The organism is Agrobacterium sp. GD03872, assembly GCF_029840625.1.
GTDB classification, from domain to species: domain Bacteria; phylum Pseudomonadota; class Alphaproteobacteria; order Rhizobiales; family Rhizobiaceae; genus Agrobacterium; species Agrobacterium fabrum_A.
Window position 1 is genome coordinate 1 of the sequence record NZ_JAOCCY010000030.1, and the last position, 18,417, is coordinate 18,417.

The 18,417-nt window shown below is 57.1% G+C and carries 15 protein-coding genes, 2 pseudogenes and 1 other annotated feature; of the genes and pseudogenes, 12 read left to right on the forward strand and 5 right to left on the reverse strand.

Going from position 1 to position 18,417, the window contains the following annotated elements; genetic code table 11:
* Positions 1-744: pseudogene (locus N5D22_RS26760) on the reverse strand (IS3 family transposase); the annotation flags it as partial.
* Positions 347-463: a sequence feature (AL1L pseudoknot), on the reverse strand. It overlaps the preceding pseudogene by 117 nt.
* 214 nt (positions 745-958) lie before the next feature.
* On the opposite strand from N5D22_RS26760, the gene N5D22_RS26765 reads away from it, so the two are divergent.
* The 7 genes from N5D22_RS26765 to N5D22_RS26795 all read left to right on the forward strand — a co-directional run bounded on the left by N5D22_RS26765 (position 959) and on the right by N5D22_RS26795 (position 9,133).
* Positions 959-2,029 (forward strand): LacI family DNA-binding transcriptional regulator, encoded by a 1,071-nt coding sequence (locus tag N5D22_RS26765; RefSeq protein ID WP_052821254.1) that lies wholly within the window; start codon positions 959-961, stop codon positions 2,027-2,029.
* A gap of 155 nt (positions 2,030-2,184) precedes the next feature.
* Complete coding sequence (locus N5D22_RS26770) at positions 2,185-3,453, forward strand: extracellular solute-binding protein (RefSeq protein WP_052821255.1); 1,269 nt, start codon at positions 2,185-2,187, stop codon at positions 3,451-3,453.
* Positions 3,454-3,583: 130 nt separating this feature from the next.
* On the forward strand, positions 3,584-4,480 hold the full coding sequence (locus tag N5D22_RS26775) for a sugar ABC transporter permease (RefSeq protein ID WP_052821256.1): 897 nt from the start codon (positions 3,584-3,586) through the stop codon (positions 4,478-4,480).
* Positions 4,477-5,298: a carbohydrate ABC transporter permease gene (locus N5D22_RS26780; RefSeq protein ID WP_082179079.1), complete on the forward strand. Its 822-nt coding sequence runs from the start codon at positions 4,477-4,479 to the stop codon at positions 5,296-5,298. The genes N5D22_RS26775 and N5D22_RS26780 overlap by 4 nt, the downstream gene beginning before the upstream one ends.
* Positions 5,299-5,307: 9 nt before the next feature.
* Positions 5,308-7,551, forward strand: a complete 2,244-nt coding sequence (locus N5D22_RS26785; protein WP_052821257.1) for a glycoside hydrolase family 2 TIM barrel-domain containing protein — start codon at positions 5,308-5,310, stop codon at positions 7,549-7,551.
* Positions 7,552-7,562: 11 nt separating this feature from the next.
* Positions 7,563-8,654 (forward strand): sn-glycerol-3-phosphate ABC transporter ATP-binding protein UgpC, encoded by a 1,092-nt coding sequence (gene ugpC, locus N5D22_RS26790; protein WP_052821258.1) that lies wholly within the window; start codon positions 7,563-7,565, stop codon positions 8,652-8,654.
* An 89-nt stretch (positions 8,655-8,743) separates the two neighbouring features.
* Complete coding sequence (locus tag N5D22_RS26795; RefSeq protein ID WP_052821259.1) at positions 8,744-9,133, forward strand: RidA family protein; 390 nt, start codon at positions 8,744-8,746, stop codon at positions 9,131-9,133.
* A gap of 15 nt (positions 9,134-9,148) precedes the next feature.
* On the opposite strand, the pseudogene N5D22_RS26800 reads toward N5D22_RS26795, so the two are convergent.
* Both N5D22_RS26800 and N5D22_RS26805 read right to left on the reverse strand, forming a co-directional pair.
* Positions 9,149-9,460: pseudogene (locus N5D22_RS26800) on the reverse strand (flavodoxin family protein); the annotation flags it as partial.
* 98 nt (positions 9,461-9,558) lie between these two features.
* On the reverse strand, positions 9,559-10,494 hold the full coding sequence (locus N5D22_RS26805; protein WP_052821260.1) for a LysR family transcriptional regulator: 936 nt from the start codon (positions 10,492-10,494) through the stop codon (positions 9,559-9,561).
* 137 nt (positions 10,495-10,631) lie between these two features.
* Between N5D22_RS26805 and speB the strand changes: the two genes are divergently transcribed.
* The 5 genes from speB (at position 10,632) to N5D22_RS26830 (ending at position 15,957) form a co-directional block, all read left to right on the forward strand.
* Positions 10,632-11,588 carry an agmatinase gene (gene speB, locus N5D22_RS26810; RefSeq protein ID WP_052821261.1) on the forward strand — a complete coding sequence of 319 codons (957 nt, stop codon included), beginning with the start codon at positions 10,632-10,634 and terminating at the stop codon, positions 11,586-11,588.
* 117 nt (positions 11,589-11,705) lie between these two features.
* Positions 11,706-12,749, forward strand: coding sequence for an ABC transporter substrate-binding protein (locus N5D22_RS26815; protein WP_052821262.1), 1,044 nt, complete (start codon positions 11,706-11,708; stop codon positions 12,747-12,749).
* A 16-nt stretch (positions 12,750-12,765) separates the two neighbouring features.
* On the forward strand, positions 12,766-13,902 hold the full coding sequence (locus tag N5D22_RS26820) for an ABC transporter ATP-binding protein (RefSeq protein WP_172873219.1): 1,137 nt from the start codon (positions 12,766-12,768) through the stop codon (positions 13,900-13,902).
* A complete protein-coding gene (locus N5D22_RS26825; protein ID WP_172873220.1) occupies positions 13,899-15,140 on the forward strand; it encodes an ABC transporter permease in 1,242 nt (413 codons plus the stop codon). The genes N5D22_RS26820 and N5D22_RS26825 overlap by 4 nt, the downstream gene beginning before the upstream one ends.
* A 4-nt stretch (positions 15,141-15,144) precedes the next feature.
* Entirely contained in the window at positions 15,145-15,957 is an 813-nt protein-coding gene (locus tag N5D22_RS26830; protein ID WP_172873221.1) for an ABC transporter permease, read from the forward strand.
* A gap of 9 nt (positions 15,958-15,966) precedes the next feature.
* Here the strand turns inward: N5D22_RS26830 and N5D22_RS26835 are convergent, their stop codons facing one another.
* The gene (locus tag N5D22_RS26835) at positions 15,967-16,830 is read right to left on the reverse strand and encodes a LysR family transcriptional regulator (RefSeq protein ID WP_172873222.1); all 864 of its coding nucleotides are present in this window, start codon (positions 16,828-16,830) and stop codon (positions 15,967-15,969) included.
* Between the two features lie 67 nt (positions 16,831-16,897).
* Positions 16,898-18,112, reverse strand: coding sequence for a M24 family metallopeptidase (locus tag N5D22_RS26840; RefSeq protein WP_172873324.1), 1,215 nt, complete (start codon positions 18,110-18,112; stop codon positions 16,898-16,900).
* Positions 18,113-18,417: the final 305 nt, after the last annotated feature.

Here is an 18,417-nt window from a genome sequence, read left to right on the forward strand (position 1 = left end):
CATACGTGAAATCAGAAAGCCAGAGCATGTTCGGCGCAGGCGCGAAGAAGTGTCGGTTCACCCGGTCGAGCGGGCATGGGCCGGTCTTGTCACTGATCGTCGTGCGGATCGGCTTGCCACGAATTATGCCCTGCAGCCCCATTGCCCTCATAAGCCGAGCAACAGTGCAGCGGGCGGTGTCAAAGCCCTCCCGCTGCAATTGCCGCCAGACCTTGCGCGCACCATAGACCTGGAAGTTCTCATTGAACACCCGGCGTATCTCGATCTTCAGGCCGATATCGCTGCGGGCGCGAACCGACAGGCGGTCCACATCCAAGCGCTTGGCGACGTTCTCGTAGTAGGTTGATGGGGCAATCGGCAAAAGCCTGCAGATCGGCTCGACCCCGAACACACTACGGTGTTCGTCAATGAACGAGATCATCGTTTGAAGGGGCGGTCGAGCTCCGCCATCGCGAAATAAGCAGACGCCTTGCGCAAAATCTCGTTGGCCTGACGAAGCTCGCGGTTCTCCCGCTCCAGAGCCTTCATCTTCTCCGCCGCGTCGCTCGGCAAGCCTGCTCGTTTGCCGCTGTCGACCTCGGTCTTCTTCACCCATTCATGCAGCGTGGCTGGCGAGCAACCGATCTTGCCCGCAATAGATGAAACGGCTGCCCACCGCGACGGGTGCTCTGCCTCGTGATCCAGCACCATACGGATGGCGCGTTGGCGGACTTCAGGTGAAAACTTGTTCGTTGTCTTGCTCATATAGGCTCCACTCTCTCAGAAGTTGGAGCCTCCGGCAAACCCGGTGCGGTTCACAGCGTTTCCCGGATCAACTCAGGTGCTCAACCCTGGCGCAACGAGAGATGCTTGTCATCCGGGGGGAAGCGGTTGTATCCATGGTGCGACTGGCCTAGTAAATAGTTTCCGGAGGTTTACCACTTTCTTCCGGGAAGGCAGGTGGAGGAGGACGGGCGCCGTGGTGACGATCAAGGAAATCGCGAAGGCTGTCGGCGTGTCGTCGGGCACGGTGTCGCGGGTGCTGAACTACGACGAGACGCTGTCCATTTCCGAAAGCAAGCGGCAGGCGATCATCGAGACGGCGGAGGCGCTGAACTACGCGACCCCGCGGGCACGCAAGAGTGCCCAGTTGTCGCCGTTCTCGATCCCCATGGGAAGCCATGCCGAGGTGGCGGCAAATATCGCGGTCATCCATTTTCTGGCGCCCAATGAGGAACTGGTCGACCCCTATTATGTCGGCGTACGGCTCGGCATCGAGGCGCGCTGTCGGGAATACAAGATCGAGATCGCGCGCGTTTTCAATCCGGATGTTCCAGTTGATCTCGCCATGCTTACGGGCATCTCGGCAGCCATCGTGGTCGGGCATCATCCGAAGGCCGAGATCGAGGCCATGGCAAAGGTCTGCCCGCATCTGGTGATGGCCGACTACAATCCGCGCATGCCGCAATTTGATTGCGTGCGCGCCGATCTCCTTGAGGCGACCGTTACCATTCTCGACAGTCTGGAAAACGCCGGCTACCAGCGCATCGGCTTCGTGGGAGGCTATGAACTGATGGACAATGATGCGCTGATGCATGGCGAGCAGCGCTGCAAGGCCTTCATCGAATGGCACGAGGCGCGAGGGCGCTATCGGCCCGAGCTTCTGGCTCTGGGCCAGAGCGAGCGCTTCGGCCAGAATCTGCGGCTCGAGACAGGCTACCAGCAGGCCAAGTCGCTGCTGGCGCTGGAGGTGCGGCCCGATGCGATCGTGGCGGCCAATGACAACATGGCGATCGGCACCTATCGGGCGATCCAGGAGGCCGGACTGTCGATCCCGGGCGATATTGCAGTTGTTGCCTTCAATGATATTCCGGTGGCGCAGTTCCTGACGCCGCCTCTTTCGACCATGCGCATTCCTGGTGAGTTGATCGGTGAAGTGGCTGTCGACCTGCTCGTCGAGCGTCTGAACGGTCGGGACTACTCCAAGCATGTGACCTTGCCCACGGAGATGGTCTGGCGAGCGAGCGCAAAGAAGCCATCGGCGTCCTAGAGGATTTCGACGGGAGGTTCCGGAATCCCAGACACTTACCGCAATGCACAAAATATTTAGTAAAAATTTTCTTGACTGTCCTCCGATTTTCGGAAATAGTGGCGATGAGGCAGGGGATGAGGCTGCCGCGGTTAACGTCATAATGGGAGGAACGCATGGATTATTCTCGCGTGCTCAAGCGCTCCGTTTCGGCTGCGCTGACGGCTGCCGCACTGTTGTGCAGCACGGCGGCCTTTGCCGGCGAAGTCACCATCTGGTGCTGGGACCCGAACTTCAACGTCGCGATCATGAAGGAAGCCGCTGAGCGTTATACCGCGAAGCATCCTGATACGACCTTCAACATCGTCGACTTTGCCAAGGCCGATGTCGAGCAAAAGCTGCAGACAGGTCTGGCTTCCGGCATGACCGATACGCTGCCGGATATCGTGCTGATCGAAGACTATGGCGCGCAGAAGTATCTGCAGTCCTTCCCCGGCTCCTTTGCGGCACTCACGGACAAGATCGACTTTTCCGGCTTTGCCAAATACAAGGTCGACCTGATGACGCTGGAAGGCCAGGTCTATGGCGTTCCCTTCGATTCCGGCGTCACCGGCCTCTACTATCGCACTGACTATCTCGAGCAGGCTGGCTTCAAGCCTGAGGATATGCAGAACCTCACCTGGGACCGGTTCATCGAGATCGGCAAGGAAGTGAAGGCCAAGACCGGCCATGAGATGATGGCACTCGATGCCAATGATGGCGGTCTGATCCGCATCATGATGCAGTCCGGCGGTCAGTGGTATTTCAACGAAGACGGCAGCCTCAACATCACCGGCAATGCCGCGCTGAAGGCAGCGCTCGAAACCCAGGCGCGGATCGTCAACGAGGGCGTTGCCAAGCCGACCAGCGGTTCGAACGACGGCATCCGCGCACTGACCTCGGGCGATGTGGCCTCCGTTCTGAGGGGCGTGTGGATCACCGGCACGGTCAAGTCCCAGCCCGATCAGGCCGGCAAGTGGGCGCTGACGGCCATTCCGAAGCTCAATATCGAGGGGGCCACGGCAGCCTCGAACCTTGGCGGATCGAGCTGGTATGTGCTCGAAGCCTCCGCCGAAAAGGACGAGGCCATCGACTTCCTCAACGAGATCTATGCCAAGGATCTCGACTTCTATCAGAAGATCCTGACCGAGCGTGGCGCTGTCGGCTCCCTGCTCGCCGCCCGCACGGGTGAAGCCTATCAGAAGCCCGATGACTTCTTCGGTGGCCAGACCGTCTGGCAGAACTTTGCCGACTGGCTCGTCCAGGTGCCGGCCGTCAATTACGGCATCTTCACCAACGAGCTCGACACGGCTGTCGCGGCGAACTTCCCGGCCCTGGTCAAGGGTACGCCGGTCGATGAGGTCCTGAAGGCCATCGAAGATCAGGCTGCCGGCCAGATCCAGTAAACCCATCCCACAGGGGCTCGGCCTTCGGGTCTGGTCCCTGTCCTCCCGGAGACGTGCGGCGGAAACGCCGCGCGGCTTCCCTTCCGCATACAAATGTTCAGTGACCACTGAACGGGTTCGGGGACACCGCATGGCCACCACATCCAGATCCAGCTTGAAGCGCTATTACGACGTCAACGGATGGCTGTTCGTGGCGCCCGCGATCGCGCTGATTTCCGTCTTCATGCTCTACCCGATCCTGCGGTCGCTTGTCCTGTCGCTCTATACCGGTCGCGGCATGATGCTGAAGTTTTCCGGCACGGGAAACCTCGTGCGTCTGTGGAACGACCCGGTCTTCTGGCAGGCGCTGCAAAACACGGTCATCTTCTTCGTCGTGCAGGTGCCGATCATGATCACCATGGCGCTGATCCTGGCGGCCATGCTGAACAATCCGAAGCTGCGCTATTCCGGCCTCTTCCGGACAATGATCTTCCTGCCCTGTGTTTCGTCGCTGGTCGCCTATTCCATCCTGTTCAAGAGCATGTTCTCGCTCGACGGCGTGGTGAACAACACGCTGCTGGCGATCGGCATCATCGGCGAGCCGATCGGCTGGCTGACGGACCCCTTCTGGGCTAAGGTCCTGATCATCATCGCCATCACCTGGCGCTGGACAGGCTACAACATGATCTTCTATCTGGCGGCGCTTCAGAACATCGACCGGTCGATCTATGAGGCAGCCAAGATCGACGGCGTGCCGTCCTGGGGGCGCTTCGCCTTCCTGACCATTCCGATGCTGAATCCGGTGATCCTGTTCACAACGATCACCTCGACGATCGGCACGCTGCAGCTGTTCGACGAGGTCTATAACTTCACCGAGGGCACGGGCGGTCCGGCCAATTCGACGCTGACGTTGTCGCTTTACATCTACAATCTTACCTTCCGCTTCATGCCGAGTTTCGGCTATGCGGCGACCGTCTCCTACGTGATCGTGCTGATGGTGGCGGTTCTCTCCTTCCTGCAATTCTATGCCGCGAGGGAACGCAAATGATGACCACGCTTCGTCGCCGCCTGCCTGACATCGTGCAGTATAGCGTGTTGTCGCTTGCCGCCTTTCTCTCGATCTTCCCCTTCATCTGGATGGTGATCGGGACGACCAATACGACAAGCCAGATCATCCGCGGGAAGGTTACCTTCGGTACGGCACTCTTCGACAACATCGCGTCCTTCTTCGCGCAGGTGGATGTGCCGCTGGTGTTCTGGAATTCGGTGAAGATCGCGCTCGTGGGAACGGCGCTGACGCTGCTCGTCTCCTCGCTTGCCGGTTATGGCTTCGAGATGTTCCGCTCGAAGCTCCGCGAGCGGGTCTATACCGTTATCCTCTTGACGCTGATGGTGCCGTTTGCGGCGCTGATGATCCCGCTCTTCATGCTCATGGGGCAGGCGGGGCTGCTCAACACGCATATCGCCATCATGCTGCCGATGATCGCGTCTGCCTTCATCATCTTCTATTTCCGCCAGGCCTCGAAGGCCTTCCCGACCGAGCTTCGCGATGCGGCCAAGGTGGATGGGCTGAAGGAGTGGCAGATCTTCTTCTACATCTACGTGCCGGTGATGCGCTCCACCTATGCGGCGGCCTTCGTCATCGTCTTCATGCTGAACTGGAACAATTATCTCTGGCCGCTGATCGTGCTGCAGTCGAATGACACGAAGACGATCACGCTCGTTGTGTCCTCGCTCGCCTCTGCTTATTCGCCCGAATACGGCACCGTGATGATCGGCACAATCCTCGCCACCCTTCCCACTCTCCTCGTCTTCTTCGCCATGCAACGCCAGTTCGTGCAGGGCATGCTCGGCTCCGTGAAATAGGACTTTGAAATGCGCATTATCGAAAACTTCAACCGGGACTGGATCTTTCGCGCCGGATTTGAGCCGGCTTTCGCCTCGGCTTCGCAGCCGGGCGAGACGGTCCAGCTTCCCCATACGGCGGTCGAGCTGCCCTACAACTATTTCGACGAGAAGAGCTATCAGAAGGCTTTTACCTACCAGAAGGTGATTGCCTGGGAGCCGCGTTTCGAGGGCAAAGAAGTCTCGCTGGTTTTCGATGCTGCCATGGCCGACAGTGTGGTCTATCTGAACGGTATTGAGATCACCGCGCACAAGGATGGCTATACGCCGTTCGAGGCCCGGCTCACGCCGCACTTGAAGGCCGGCGACAACCTGCTGACGGTCAAGATCGACGGTTCGGAAAACCCAGAGATCCCGCCGTTCGGTGGCGTCATCGACTATCTCACCTATGCCGGCATCTATCGTGACGTCTGGCTGAAGGTGACCGCGCCGGTTTCGATCAAGAACGTCAAGATCGAGACGCCGGATGTTCTGGCCGAAGCCAAGCAGGTGACGGCGAAGGTCTGGATTTCCAATCCGACGGATCAGGCGCTTTCCGGCAAGGTCACGGCTGTTCTGAAAGATGGTGCAGGTCAGGAGATCGCGCGGACCGAGGCGACCGTATCGGGCGCAGAGGTTTTGCTTAGCCTTTCCGGACTTCAGGGCATCACGCTCTGGGATATCGACAATCCGGCACTCTACCGTCTGACCGTTATGCTGGAGACCGCTGCCGGTATCGATGAGACGACGAGCCGTTTCGGCTTCCGTTCTGCCGAATACACGATCGAGGGCTTCAAGCTGAATGGACGCGTCGTCAAGCTGCGTGGCCTCAACCGCCACCAGGCCTGGCCGCATCTGGGTTACGCCATGGGCCGGCGCGGTCAGGAGAAGGATGCCGATATCCTGAAATTCGATCTCGCCGGCAACATCGCCCGCACCTCCCACTACCCGCAGTCGAAATACTTCCTCGATCGTTGCGACGAGATCGGCCTGCTGGTCTTCGAAGAGATCCCCGGCTGGCAGCATATCGGCGGTGATGCCTGGAAGGCGGAGAGCGTTCAGAACGTGCGCCGGATGATCGAGCGTGACTGGAACCACCCCTCGATCATTATCTGGGGCGTGCGCATCAACGAGAGCCAGGACAGTCACGACTTCTATGTCGAGACGAATGCCATGGCTCGCTCGCTCGACACCACCCGCCAGACAGGCGGCGTGCGCTACATCACCGACAGCGAGCTGCTCGAAGACGTCTACACGATGAATGACTTCATTCTCGGCATGGAGGAACTGCCGGGCCATAATCGCGAGCGCCTGGTGCTGCGCGACCAGCGCGAAGTGACCGGGCTTGATCGCAAGGTGCCCTATATGATCACCGAATATGGCGGGCACATGTATCCGACCAAACGCTTCGATCAGGAGCAGCGGCAGGCGGAACATGTCGGCCGTCACCTGGCGATCCTGAATGCGGCCGCCGGCGACCCGTCGATCTCGGGCTCCACCGGCTGGTGCATGTTCGACTACAACACCCACAAGGATTTCGGCTCCGGGGATCGCATCTGCTATCACGGCGTCACCGACATGTATCGCGAGCCGAAATTCGCCGGTTACGCCTATGCCTCACAGGGCGATCCTAAGGGTGGCGTGGTCATGCAGCCGGTGAGCTTCTGGGCGCGTGGCGAGCGCAATATCGGCGGGGTGCTGCCGCTGATCGTGCTGACCAATTGCGACTATGTCGAGATCCGCATGGGCCATATCGTCAAGCGGATCGAACCCGATACCAAGACCTATCCGCATCTGCCGCATCCACCTTGCATTCTCGACCACAGTATGGTGACGCCGGAGGAATTCGGCGAATGGGGCATGACCTGGCGGGATGGCGAACTCGTTGGCTTTATAAATGGCGAGGAAGTGGTTCGCCGTCATCTGCCGGCCGATCCGCTGCCGACGACACTCGAGATTGCGGCCGATGATACAGAGCTCAGGGCTGGCGAGAAGGACACGGTTCGCGTGATCCTGCGTGCGCTCGATCAGGGCGGCAATGTCCTGAGCTTCTTTGATGATCCGGTCGAGGTCAGCTTGCAAGGCCCGGGCCGTATCGTCGGCCCCTCGCTTCTCTCCTTCAAGGGTGGCGCCGTCGGGGTCTATGTCGAAGCCGGAAACGAAGCCGGTCACTTGACGCTGTCGGCGACTTGCCGTCCCTTCGGGACCCAGCGCATCACGTTCAACGTCACCTGAGAGAGGGTTCTATGGCAGAGGTCCGGCTCACCGATATCCGCAAGTCCTACGGCTCGCTCGAAGTCATCAAAGGGGTTAATCTCGAGGTTTCCTCAGGCGAGTTCGTCGTCTTCGTCGGTCCCTCCGGCTGCGGCAAGTCCACGCTGCTCCGGATGATCGCGGGGCTGGAGGACATCTCCTCCGGTGAACTGACCATCGGCGGCACCGTGATGAACGATGTCGACCCCTCGAAGCGGGGGATCGCCATGGTCTTCCAGACCTATGCGCTCTACCCGCATATGACGGTACGCGAAAACATGGGCTTTGCGCTGCGCTTTGCGGGCATGGCGAAGGACGAGATCGAGCCACGGGTGAACGCGGCCGCGAAGATCCTCGAACTCGACGCGCTGATGGATCGTAAGCCCAAGGCGCTCTCCGGCGGTCAGCGCCAGCGCGTTGCGATCGGTCGGGCGATCGTGCGTCAGCCGGATGTTTTCCTGTTCGACGAGCCGCTATCCAACCTCGACGCGGAGCTGCGCGTGCATATGCGCGTCGAGATCGCCCGGCTGCACAAGGAGCTCAATGCCACAATCGTCTATGTCACGCATGACCAGGTCGAGGCGATGACGCTGGCCGACAAGATCGTTGTCATGCGCGGTGGGATTGTCGAGCAGGTCGGTGCGCCGCTGGCACTCTACGACGATCCCGACAACATGTTTGTTGCTGGCTTCATCGGCTCGCCTCGGATGAACTTTCTGCCAGCGGTGGTGATCGGCCAGGCAGAGGGTGGACAGGTGACGGTTGCGCTCAAGGCGCGGCCGGATACGCAGCTGACGGTTGCCTGCGCGACCCCGCCACAGGGCGGCGATGCCGTGACGGTCGGCGTGCGCCCCGAGCATTTCCTGCCCGCAGGCAGTGGCGATACGCAGCTGACGGCACATGTCGATGTCGTCGAACATCTCGGCAACACGAGCTATGTTTACGCTCATACGGTGCCCGGCGAGCAGATCATCATCGAGCAGGAAGAGCGCCGCCATGGGGGGCGCTACGGCGACGAAATCGCGGTGGGGATTTCTGCCAAGACCAGTTTTCTCTTCGATGCCTCGGGGCGGCGTATTCGTTAGCCGGCAGGCCCGGATTTGTGAGGTCAAAAGGGGTGCGGAAGCACCCTTTTTCCTTTCGCCGAGGTCCTCGCCGCGCTAGGCTCAAGGCCATGAAAAAGGTCTTCAATCCCCCCTCCGTCCGCCGTCCTTTCGGGCATTACAATCACGGTCTGCTGGTGCCGCCGGGTGCGAGCCTGCTCGTTACGTCCGGCCAGCTCGGCATCCGCCCCGATGACACGATCCCGTCTGATGTCACCGGTCAGGCCGAGCTGTGCTTCGAGGCGATCAAGTCGATCCTTGAAGAGGCCGACATGACATTCGCGGATGTGATCCGGATCTCCGGCTTCGTGACGCGGCGGGAGGATTTTCCTGACTATATGGCGGTGCGTGATCGCTACACGCTCGACCCGAAACCGGTCTCGACCTTGCTCGTCGTTGGCGGCTTCACGCGGCCGGAATTCCTGGTCGAAGTCGAGGTGACGGCGGCCAAGGTCGTCTGACCGCCGGCTCACACTTCAGAAATTTTCCATCTCGCGGCGGACCTTGGCCATGAAGGCGGCGCGGGTTTCTTCCGTGCAGTTGTTCATGTCGTAGTGAGCCAGATACTTGACCGGCGCGCCGAGCTTGATCTGGGCGCGGATGACGCGCTTGACGATCTTCTTCGGCGGATTGCCGGCGAGGAAGGCGCGGATCGGGGTCGCGCCATAGGTCATGACGGCGGCGAGCTTTCTGATGTGGCGGAGCGTGGGCGTCAGCTTGCCGTCTACTAGATCAAACGACACACCGGGTAGCCAGACCCGGTCGAAATAGCCCTTGAGCATGGCAGGATTTTACTCCGCCGTTGACATCCACTCACTCGTCAAATTTCATCTCCTAATCTTGTAATTAGTGGCGGAAGCTTTTGACTTTCCATTCGCAAAGAAACTCAAGGTGAGACGATGCGGCTGGCCGTGCGTTTATGAAGGGCTTCCGATGCAAGGCCTGCAAGTTCTTGCATGAAAAGGTCCATGATATTCGATGATTTTTCTTCCTGCCGCGTTGCAATGACAAATGGTGACTTCAATGCCGTAGTTGCGGCCAAAATGGGCTTGAGTTCCGACGCATTCACCCATTGCCGCGCGTAATGTTCTGGGAGGTACCCAAGGAAACAGCCTGACATGATAAACATGGCTTGTGCTTCCATATTGGAGGCGAAGGCTTTCGTTTTTGCGTTTGGAAAAAATTCGAGTTCTTGGCGATTTGCGTAAGGTCTAACAACAAAATCGAATGTCTCAACGAGGTCTTGCGTCACATCCTCAGGAGCGAACTGAAACAGGGCATGACCTTCTGCGCAATAAAGGACATGCAATTCTTCCTTGAACGGCGTCGTCTTGATCCCGCGAAACGGTTGAGCATATGGTAGTATTGCTAGATCCAGACCTCCAACGGCAATCTCTGTTAGCAACGCTTCCGGATGACCGACCGTGATCTCGATCCTTGCTTCGGGGGCTTTCTTACCGATCCTTGCGATCACCTTGGGCAAAGGGAGTTCGTGATCGGTGACTGTATTATCGATCAGGCCGAGCCGAAGCGTTCCAGTAATCTTGTTTTTCAATTTTCCAATATCGCTCTCAAAAGAATTGAGTGCGAGATATAGTGCTTTTGATCGTTCGTAGACGACGGATCCACGGTCCGTGAGCTCAAAGCCGGAGCGGCCTCGGCGGCAAAGAGCAAAGCCAAAACGATCTTCGAGAGCTTTGATGTGAAAGCTGACGGCGGATTGACTAAGCCCGAGTGAAATTTGCGCACCTGCAAAGCTTCCATGCTCTACGACGGAACGAAATACCGCGAGCGATCGCAAGTCTGATTGGCCAATCTGCACGTCACTTCCTCATATCAACATTTCTGATGTAAACTGCAGCACTCTCTTATTTTTCTGGAATGCTGTCCATGTTCTCATCGTTTCGCAAACCGTCGTGCTGCGAAAGTGCGGGGACAGATTTTCAAAAAAGGATTGAGATGAGCGAACACGGTTACGAGAAGGGAAGGCTGGATTTACCATTCGTGGGCATTTCCACTTTTGCGAAAAGCCCCTATGTCGCTGACTGGGATGCTATTGACGCCGATGTTGCGGTATTGGGCGCGCCATTCGACTTTGGCACGCAGTGGCGGGCAGGTGCCCGTTTTGGGCCGCGTGGCATAAGAGAGGCTTCCACGCTTTTTTCCTTCGGTCACTCTGGCGCTTATGATCACGAAGATGATTGTACCTATCTCGAAGGTGTTCGCATCGTCGACATAGGAGATGCCGATATTGTGCATACGGACACCGGGCGAAGCCACGCAAACATCGAACTCGCTGTGCGTAAAATTTTAGCTGCCGGGGCTCTTCCCGTCGTGCTGGGCGGTGATCATTCTGTTAATATTCCCTGCATCAATGCCTTCTCAGATCAGGACGATATCCATGTCGTTCAAATCGACGCTCATTTGGATTTTGTCGATGAGAGGCATGGCGTGCGCTTCGGTCATGGAAGCCCGATGCGCAGAGCCTCGGAAAAGGCTTGGGTCAGTGGAATGACGCAACTCGGTATTCGAAACGTCTCGTCCACAGCGAAAGAGGGTTACGAGCATGCACGCTCGGTAGGCTCAGACATTCTCTCGGTTCGGCAGATCAGAAAGCTTGGTGTTGAAGCTGTGCTCCAGCGCATCCCTGAAGGGAAGCGATATTATCTCACGATCGATATCGACGGGTTTGATCCATCTATCGCGCCCGGAACCGGCACGCCGAGCCACGGTGGTTTCATCTATTATGAGGTGCTGGAAATCATTGCTGGTCTGGCGAGCCGGGGAACGATTGTCGGTATCGATCTGGTCGAGGTCGCGCCCGACTACGACCATACCGGTTCGACGGCTATTCTCGCTGCTCAGTTATTGCTCAACACGATAGGCCGCGCATTTGCGAAGCGTCCATCCTCATAAGCTGCCCTCATGCGGTAATGACTGCAATTTATTTGCACTGCAACATAGCTCGCAATACCTTCAATCTCAGACCCGCGCAAAGACGGGCCAAACAGTGAAAATATCTCCAGAGAGGTCATGATGAACAAGGCATTTTTTACGGTGACGGTGTTCGCCGTGCAGATCGTATCAGCAACGCTCGCATTCGGCGCGGAACCACTGTCGGTGATGAGCTTCGGCGGTTCTTATCAGGAGGCTCAGCGGAAGGCGGTTTTCCAGAGCTACATCGCAGAGACCGGAAGGCCGATATCTGAACAGGAATACGGCGGTGAGATTGCCAAGATCAAGGCGATGATCGATTCCGGCAACACGACCCTCGATGTCATCGATGTTGATGCTCCAACCCTGCTTCAGGGGTGCGATGAGGGCATTTTCGAGCCCGTGCCGTGGGACAAGATCGGCGACCGCAGCGATTGGATCGATGGAACCTCGTCGGACTGTGGCGTTGGGACTGTTGTCTATGCGACGGTACTCTCATACGACTCTGAAAAGCTGAAGGACGCTCCAACGAAGCTTGCTGATCTGTTCGATCTCAAGACCTTCCCCGGCAAGCGTGGTCTTTGGAAAAACCCTGCCACCAATCTGGAGTTCGCCCTGTTGGCGGACGGCGTTGCGCCGGGTGATGTTTACGCAAAGCTTGCTACGCCCGAAGGCGTTGATCAGGCCTTTGCCAAGCTCGATACTATCAAGAGCCAGATCGTCTGGTGGGAGGCTGGCGCGCAGGCACCTCAGTTGCTGGCGTCCGGCGAAGTTTCCATGACGACGGCCTGGAACGGTCGTATTTTTAACGCCAATAAGGAAGGCCGCAAGTTCGGTATCGTCTGGGACAACCAGATACTGGACACCGATTTCTGGGCAATCCCCAAGGGTGCGAAAGACATTGAGGCTTCGATTAATTTCATCCGTTTCGCGGTGGAGCCGAAAATCCTCGCGCAGACCACGAAATACATTCCCTATGGACCAGTTCGGAAAAGTGCGTCGGAATTTGTAGATCCAGCAAATGCCAAGGATTTGCCGACCAGTCCCGAAAACCTTCGTGCTTCTCTCACTCTTGATAATGCTTTCTGGGCAGACCATGGCGATGAAATTCGCAAGCGCTTCACGACCTGGCTTTCGAACTGACATGGCGGTGTCATCCATGGACATGATTGGGAAAAAAGACGAGTGGCTCGAAAAGGGGCCACTCGGACTGGACGCAAGCCCCGCAATGGTTACCTTCGAAAATGTTCAGAAAACCTATGACGGAGAAGCGCTCGTCGTTAGGGATCTCAACCTGACCGTCAGGCAGGGAGAGTTTTTGACGATGCTCGGTCCATCGGGTTCGGGAAAGACCACGACATTGATGATGCTCGGCGGCTTCGAGCAGCCGACGAGTGGACATATCAGGCTGGGTGGGCAGGCGGTCGAAAGATTGCCGCCGGAGAAACGAAACATCGGTTTCGTATTCCAGAATTACGCGCTTTTCCCGCATATGACCGTGCACGACAACATCGCCTTTCCACTGCGTTACAGGGGTATTCGCGGTGCGGATGCTTCTGCCCGTGTAAAAGCTGCGCTCGATATGGTTAAGCTCGACGGTCTATCCGAGCGGAAGCCGCAACAACTGTCTGGCGGACAGCAACAACGCGTCGCGCTGGCCCGGGCGATGGTCTTTAATCCAAAGCTCATCCTCATGGATGAGCCTTTGGGGGCTCTAGACAAGCAGTTGCGTGAGCATATGCAAATCGAGATCAAACAAATCCAGAAACGGCTCGGTATCACGATGGTTTATGTGACTCATGACCAGTCGGAAGCTCTGACCATGTCGGACCGCATCGCCATCTTCCACGAAGGGCGTATCCAGCAACTATCCGACCCTGTTTCCCTATATAATTCCCCGGAAAACCGGTTCGTCGCAAACTTTATCGGCGACAACAACACGCTGCCTTGTACCGTTCTGGCCATTGAGAACGGCATGTCTGTGCTTCAGATGGCCGATGGAGCAGTGCTGAAAGGCGCGGGCAACGATGTGAAAGTTGGGCAGCCGGTCACGGTGTCGATTAGGCCGGAGTCTCTCGGCTTCCATTCGTCTGATTTACAGGTAAGCAACCTCATCGAAGGCACGGTGCTAGACAGCATATTTCTAGGCGATCGAGCGCGGTTGAGCGTGAAAGTGTTCGGAGACGAGCAGATTGTAGCTTCGGTGCCCGCCAAGAGCGTTGGTCTGGGTCTCGCTCCTGGGACGCTGGTGCGGTTGAGATGTGACGCAACAGATTGCCGGATTTTGACCCAATGAGCGAGAATGCTTTGAACCCGGTTTCCACAAACCTCCTCCGCGTTTCTTTAATGCGATCAGAGAGGCCGATGAAATTGCGTGCCTTCGCGTTGGCGCTACCCGCAATTCTGTTTCTGTCTCTTACTTTTGCATTGCCGATCGGCCTTTTTCTCTTTTCCTCGTTGAATAATCCGGAGGTCGTGGAAACTCTGCCCAAAACGATCACAAGCCTTTCGGATTGGGACGGCCATTCAGTGCCCGCAGAGAACGCCTTCGCTGCCCTCATTGATGACCTCACCAAAGCAAAGAAGGAAAGTACCGCCGCCTCGCTGGGCAAGAGGTTGAATTATGAAAACGCGGGCATGCGAAGCCGGATTATGTCTCTGGTGCGGAAGGTCGACCAGCTCAAACCCGGCCCTATTGCGCCACAGGTTGTGGCTTTGGATGCGGCATGGGGCGAGCCTGAGACCTGGCGGATTATCCAGCGCAACGGCCATTCGCTGACGCCCTATTATCTGCTTACGGCGATTGACATGCGGCTTGATGATGCAAATGCACTTGCGGCTGTACCGGCAGAGCAGGCTGTTTTTCTCGACATCCTCGGTCGTACCCTATGGATTGCAGCACTCGTCACTGCGGCGACGTTGATGCTTGGCTTTCCCACAGCCTACATCGTATCTGTCGCTCCCGCACGGCTGGCTGCCTTCATGACGCTTCTGATATTGCTGCCGTTGTGGACGTCTTTGCTGGTCCGCACGACGGCATGGGTCGTTCTTCTGCAAACGGATGGTGTCATCAATCAGATATTGACCGGGCTGCACATCACGACCGACAAACTCCAGTTGATGTTGACGCGGTTCGGAACCGTGACTGCGATGACGCATATCCAGCTTCCCTTCACCATACTGCCGATCCTCGCTGTGATGAAAACCATCCCGCAGGCGCAAATGCGTGCGGCACGCTCTCTGGGAGCCCCGGCGCTTTCCGCATTCTGGCGTATCTACGTGCCGCAGACCCTTCCAGGCGTAGCTGCCGGGTGTCTTATGACCTTCATCCTGTCGCTGGGATATTACATCACGCCAGCGCTTGTTGGCGGGCCGAGGGACCAGATGCTTTCCAACTTCATCGCGACCTATATAAACCGCGACCTCAATTGGGGCATGGCGGCGGCTTTGGCCTTACTGCTTCTGGTCATGACGCTATCGATCTATCTTCTTTTCCTGCGTCTAGTGGGCGCTGAACGAATAAAGCTGGGGTGAGACCATGTGGCTTCCTGTCTACGCAACACCTGCCGAACGCGCGGCCAGAATTCTTGTATTTCTCCTCGCCTGTGCGGTGCTTCTGTTTCTTATCGGACCGCTGCTCGTCATCTTTCCGCTGTCCGTCTCGAAGGATCCGTTCTTCACCTTTCCCATCAAAGAGTTTTCGCTTCGCTGGTACTCGGATTTCTTCCAGAATAGCAGGTGGACGCAAAGTCTCTGGAACAGTCTCGTCACGGCGACTGCAAGCACCACCATCGCCACCCTGCTTGGAACTGCCGCGGCTCTTGGCCTATCGCGCCCGAACTTTCCCATGCGAAAATTGGTCATGGCCCTGATTGTCTCACCGATGATTATGCCGGTGGTCATCGTCGCAGTCGGAGCCTATCTGTTTTTCGGTTTTCTCGGGCTCACGAACACACGCACGGGGCTGGTCATGGCGCATGTCGGTATGGCCGTGCCATTCGTGGTAATTACCGTGATGTCGTCTCTCTCCACCTACGACACCAATCTGTCGCGTGCTGGAGCAAGCCTCGGCGCTGGGCCAGTTTCGGTATTCCGCAATATAACGCTCCCACTGATCCTGCCAGGGGTACTCTCAGGCGCGCTCTTGGCCTTCGCGGTGTCTTTCGATGAGGTGATTGTTGCACTTTTCATGACGGGCGCGGAGCAGCGAACTCTTCCGGTTCAGATGTTCTCAGGAATACGGGACCAGATCAATCCGACCATAATGGCCGCTGCTAGTCTGCTGACAATCTGCTCGATAAGCCTCTTCCTACTGATCAGCATATCCAGCAGGCGGCGGACATCAAGGTAGTATAAGCGGTCATTCAGCGAGAAAGGCGTCGGCGAAATAGGCAGCGAAGCTTTCAGCCACCGGCGAGCGCCTCTTGTCTGCGCTCAGATAAATACCGACGACCACGTCCGCTAGCCGAGGGAGATTGAGGTCGGCGTCCGGCATCTTCAGTTTCGTCGGAACGATGCGTCGAGCCAGAACCGAATTTCCAAACCCAGAGCCGACCGCCGCCTCCAGACCCGCAAGACTTGGACTGGTGTACACCAGTTCATAACCTCGCCCCTCTCGTTGCAGGGCGGTCAGCATCGCGCGACGATAAAGGCAGCCCTCTGGATAACAGACAATGCGCATCTGTTCGCCATGTTTCGTGGCCAGAGCGTCGTTTACGTCACCCACCCAGGTCAGTGGTTCCTTCCATGTCATGAATGCACCTTCGGCGGGTCCGTCCGGTGTCATCGCCACGACAATGTCGAAAACGCCATTTCGCAACCCTTGAAGAAGGTTGTGCGAGAGGTCGCAAACCACTTCGAAGGTGAAGTCGTGACCGCTCTCTTTCAACCGGGGGATAAGTCTTGGTAAAAAATGATCGGCGTAATCATTGGGAATACCAAGCCGGATTTTTCCCTTTCCCTCTCGTTTCGAGAGACGAAGCACCATTTCGTCGTTGAGCGCAATCATCTGCCTCGCGTAGGTGGCGACGAGTTCACCCGATTCGGTGGGTTGGGTCGGTGCATCTTTCACGAACAGGCTGACATCCAGCAGTTCCTGCAGCTTCTTCATTTGAAGACTGATTGCAGGTTGCGTGCGGCCAAGCTGCTCGGCGGCGCGTGTATGGCTCTTGAGGTCGATGACCGCGAGGAACGTACGCAGAAGATCGGTCGGGATGTTTCTCATTTCGATCACCTGAAAATGCAACAGCGGGCCTGTAAACAAGCCCGCTTCACGAGATGTCTGATCAAGATCAGGCCTTGATGATATTGTGCTCAGGGCCGAAGGGGAAGCCGGTGATGTTTTCCGCGCCAGTTTCTCCGATGACAAGGATGTCATGCTCTCGATAGCCGCCTGCACCCGGCAAACCTTCGGGCAGGGTTAGCATCGGCTCCATCGATACGACCATGCCCGGTTGCAGGACCGTATTGATGTCTTCGCGAAGTTCGACACCGGCTTCACGGCCATAATAATGAGACAGCACGCCGAATGAGTGGCCGTAACCAAATGAGCGATAGCCCAACAGGCCTTCTTCTTTGTAGATCTCGTTGAGTTCAGTGGCAACATCGCCGCAGCGCGCACCGGGTTTCAGAAGCTCCAGACCGCGCCGATGGACTCTGCAGTTCACTTCCCATATGCGCAGATGGGCATCCGAGGCGTGGTCGAAGAACAATGTGCGTTCCAGCGCAGTGTAATAACCGGCGATCATCGGGAAGCAGTTGAGCGACAGGATGTCACCTTTTTCCACTTTTCTGGATGTGACCGGGTTATGGGCGCCATCCGTGTTGATGCCGGACTGGAACCACACCCAAGTATCCATCAGTTCGGCATGCGTAAAGGTTTTTGCGATATGCCGCACCATTGCCTGTGTGCCTTCGAGGGCGACCTCATATTCCGGTACGCCCTCCCTGACTGCGGCGACGACGGCTGCACCGCCGATATCGGCTGTGGCTGCTCCAGCCTTGATCAAAGCTATCTCTTCCTCGGACTTGATCGTTCGGAGCCACATGGTTGGTGCGCCAACATCGACGAGTTCAACATTGGGGAAAGCTGCCTGCAACTGAACTCTGAGGTCTATGGTAACATGATCGAACTCTATTCCTATGCGTCTGACGCCGGGAAGGAGTTGCTGAAGCGCATGATAGTAGTTGTCGCGCTGCCAGTCGGTGTAGGTGAGATTATCTCCGAACGTACGACGGTAGGGCTGCCCCGCATCGATCCCGGCGCTTACCGTGGTCGCGTTCTGATCCGTAATCACAAAGGCGTATTTACGGCCGAAGTAGCAATACATGAAATCTGAAAAATAACAGACGTTATGATAAGACGTCAGTACCGCGGCATCGAGCTTCAGTTCTTCCAGAATACGGCGCATCGCATTCTGACGGCGGCTCATTTCCCGCGACGAAAACGTCGGCTCGACCTTCTGGCCATTATGCATCTTTTGCAATCGCAGAAGTTGGTTTGGAATTTCTCCAGCGTGGACATTCATTTTCTGACAACCCCTTTTCGTCAAGCAGTTGCCAAGTGATAAAAACTCCTCGCCTAAAAAGGTAATTAGAAGTTCCTATGCCGTCATAAAAGATGGGCGATGAGAGCTCACTCTGTAATCAATCACACTCATCTTGCCGGCAACGATCTCATTCCGCATCACGTCATGCGGTCATCGAGCAATGCGAGAACGAGTCGCTCGAGGTATCTATGTTCTTGAGCATGGAGATTGGCTGCATGCGTCGGCCTTTTCAGTTGAGGGGCACGCTGAAGACGTCCCTGTCA

Bases quoted from the DNA above. Each gene is read 5' to 3' on its own strand.
- N5D22_RS26770 (WP_052821255.1), top strand. From the start codon at position 2,185: ATGGATTATTCTCGCGTGCTCAAGCGCTCCGTTTCGGCTGCGCTGACG.
- N5D22_RS26775 (WP_052821256.1), top strand. From the start codon at position 3,584: ATGGCCACCACATCCAGATCCAGCTTGAAGCGCTATTACGACGTCAAC.
- N5D22_RS26780 (WP_082179079.1), top strand. From the start codon at position 4,477: ATGATGACCACGCTTCGTCGCCGCCTGCCTGACATCGTGCAGTATAGC.
- N5D22_RS26785 (WP_052821257.1), top strand. From the start codon at position 5,308: ATGCGCATTATCGAAAACTTCAACCGGGACTGGATCTTTCGCGCCGGA.
- ugpC (WP_052821258.1), top strand. From the start codon at position 7,563: ATGGCAGAGGTCCGGCTCACCGATATCCGCAAGTCCTACGGCTCGCTC.
- N5D22_RS26795 (WP_052821259.1), top strand. From the start codon at position 8,744: ATGAAAAAGGTCTTCAATCCCCCCTCCGTCCGCCGTCCTTTCGGGCAT.
- speB (WP_052821261.1), top strand. From the start codon at position 10,632: ATGAGCGAACACGGTTACGAGAAGGGAAGGCTGGATTTACCATTCGTG.
- N5D22_RS26815 (WP_052821262.1), top strand. From the start codon at position 11,706: ATGATGAACAAGGCATTTTTTACGGTGACGGTGTTCGCCGTGCAGATC.
- N5D22_RS26820 (WP_172873219.1), top strand. From the start codon at position 12,766: ATGGACATGATTGGGAAAAAAGACGAGTGGCTCGAAAAGGGGCCACTC.
- N5D22_RS26825 (WP_172873220.1), top strand. From the start codon at position 13,899: ATGAGCGAGAATGCTTTGAACCCGGTTTCCACAAACCTCCTCCGCGTT.
- N5D22_RS26830 (WP_172873221.1), top strand. From the start codon at position 15,145: ATGTGGCTTCCTGTCTACGCAACACCTGCCGAACGCGCGGCCAGAATT.
- N5D22_RS26835 (WP_172873222.1), bottom strand. From the start codon at position 16,830: ATGAGAAACATCCCGACCGATCTTCTGCGTACGTTCCTCGCGGTCATC.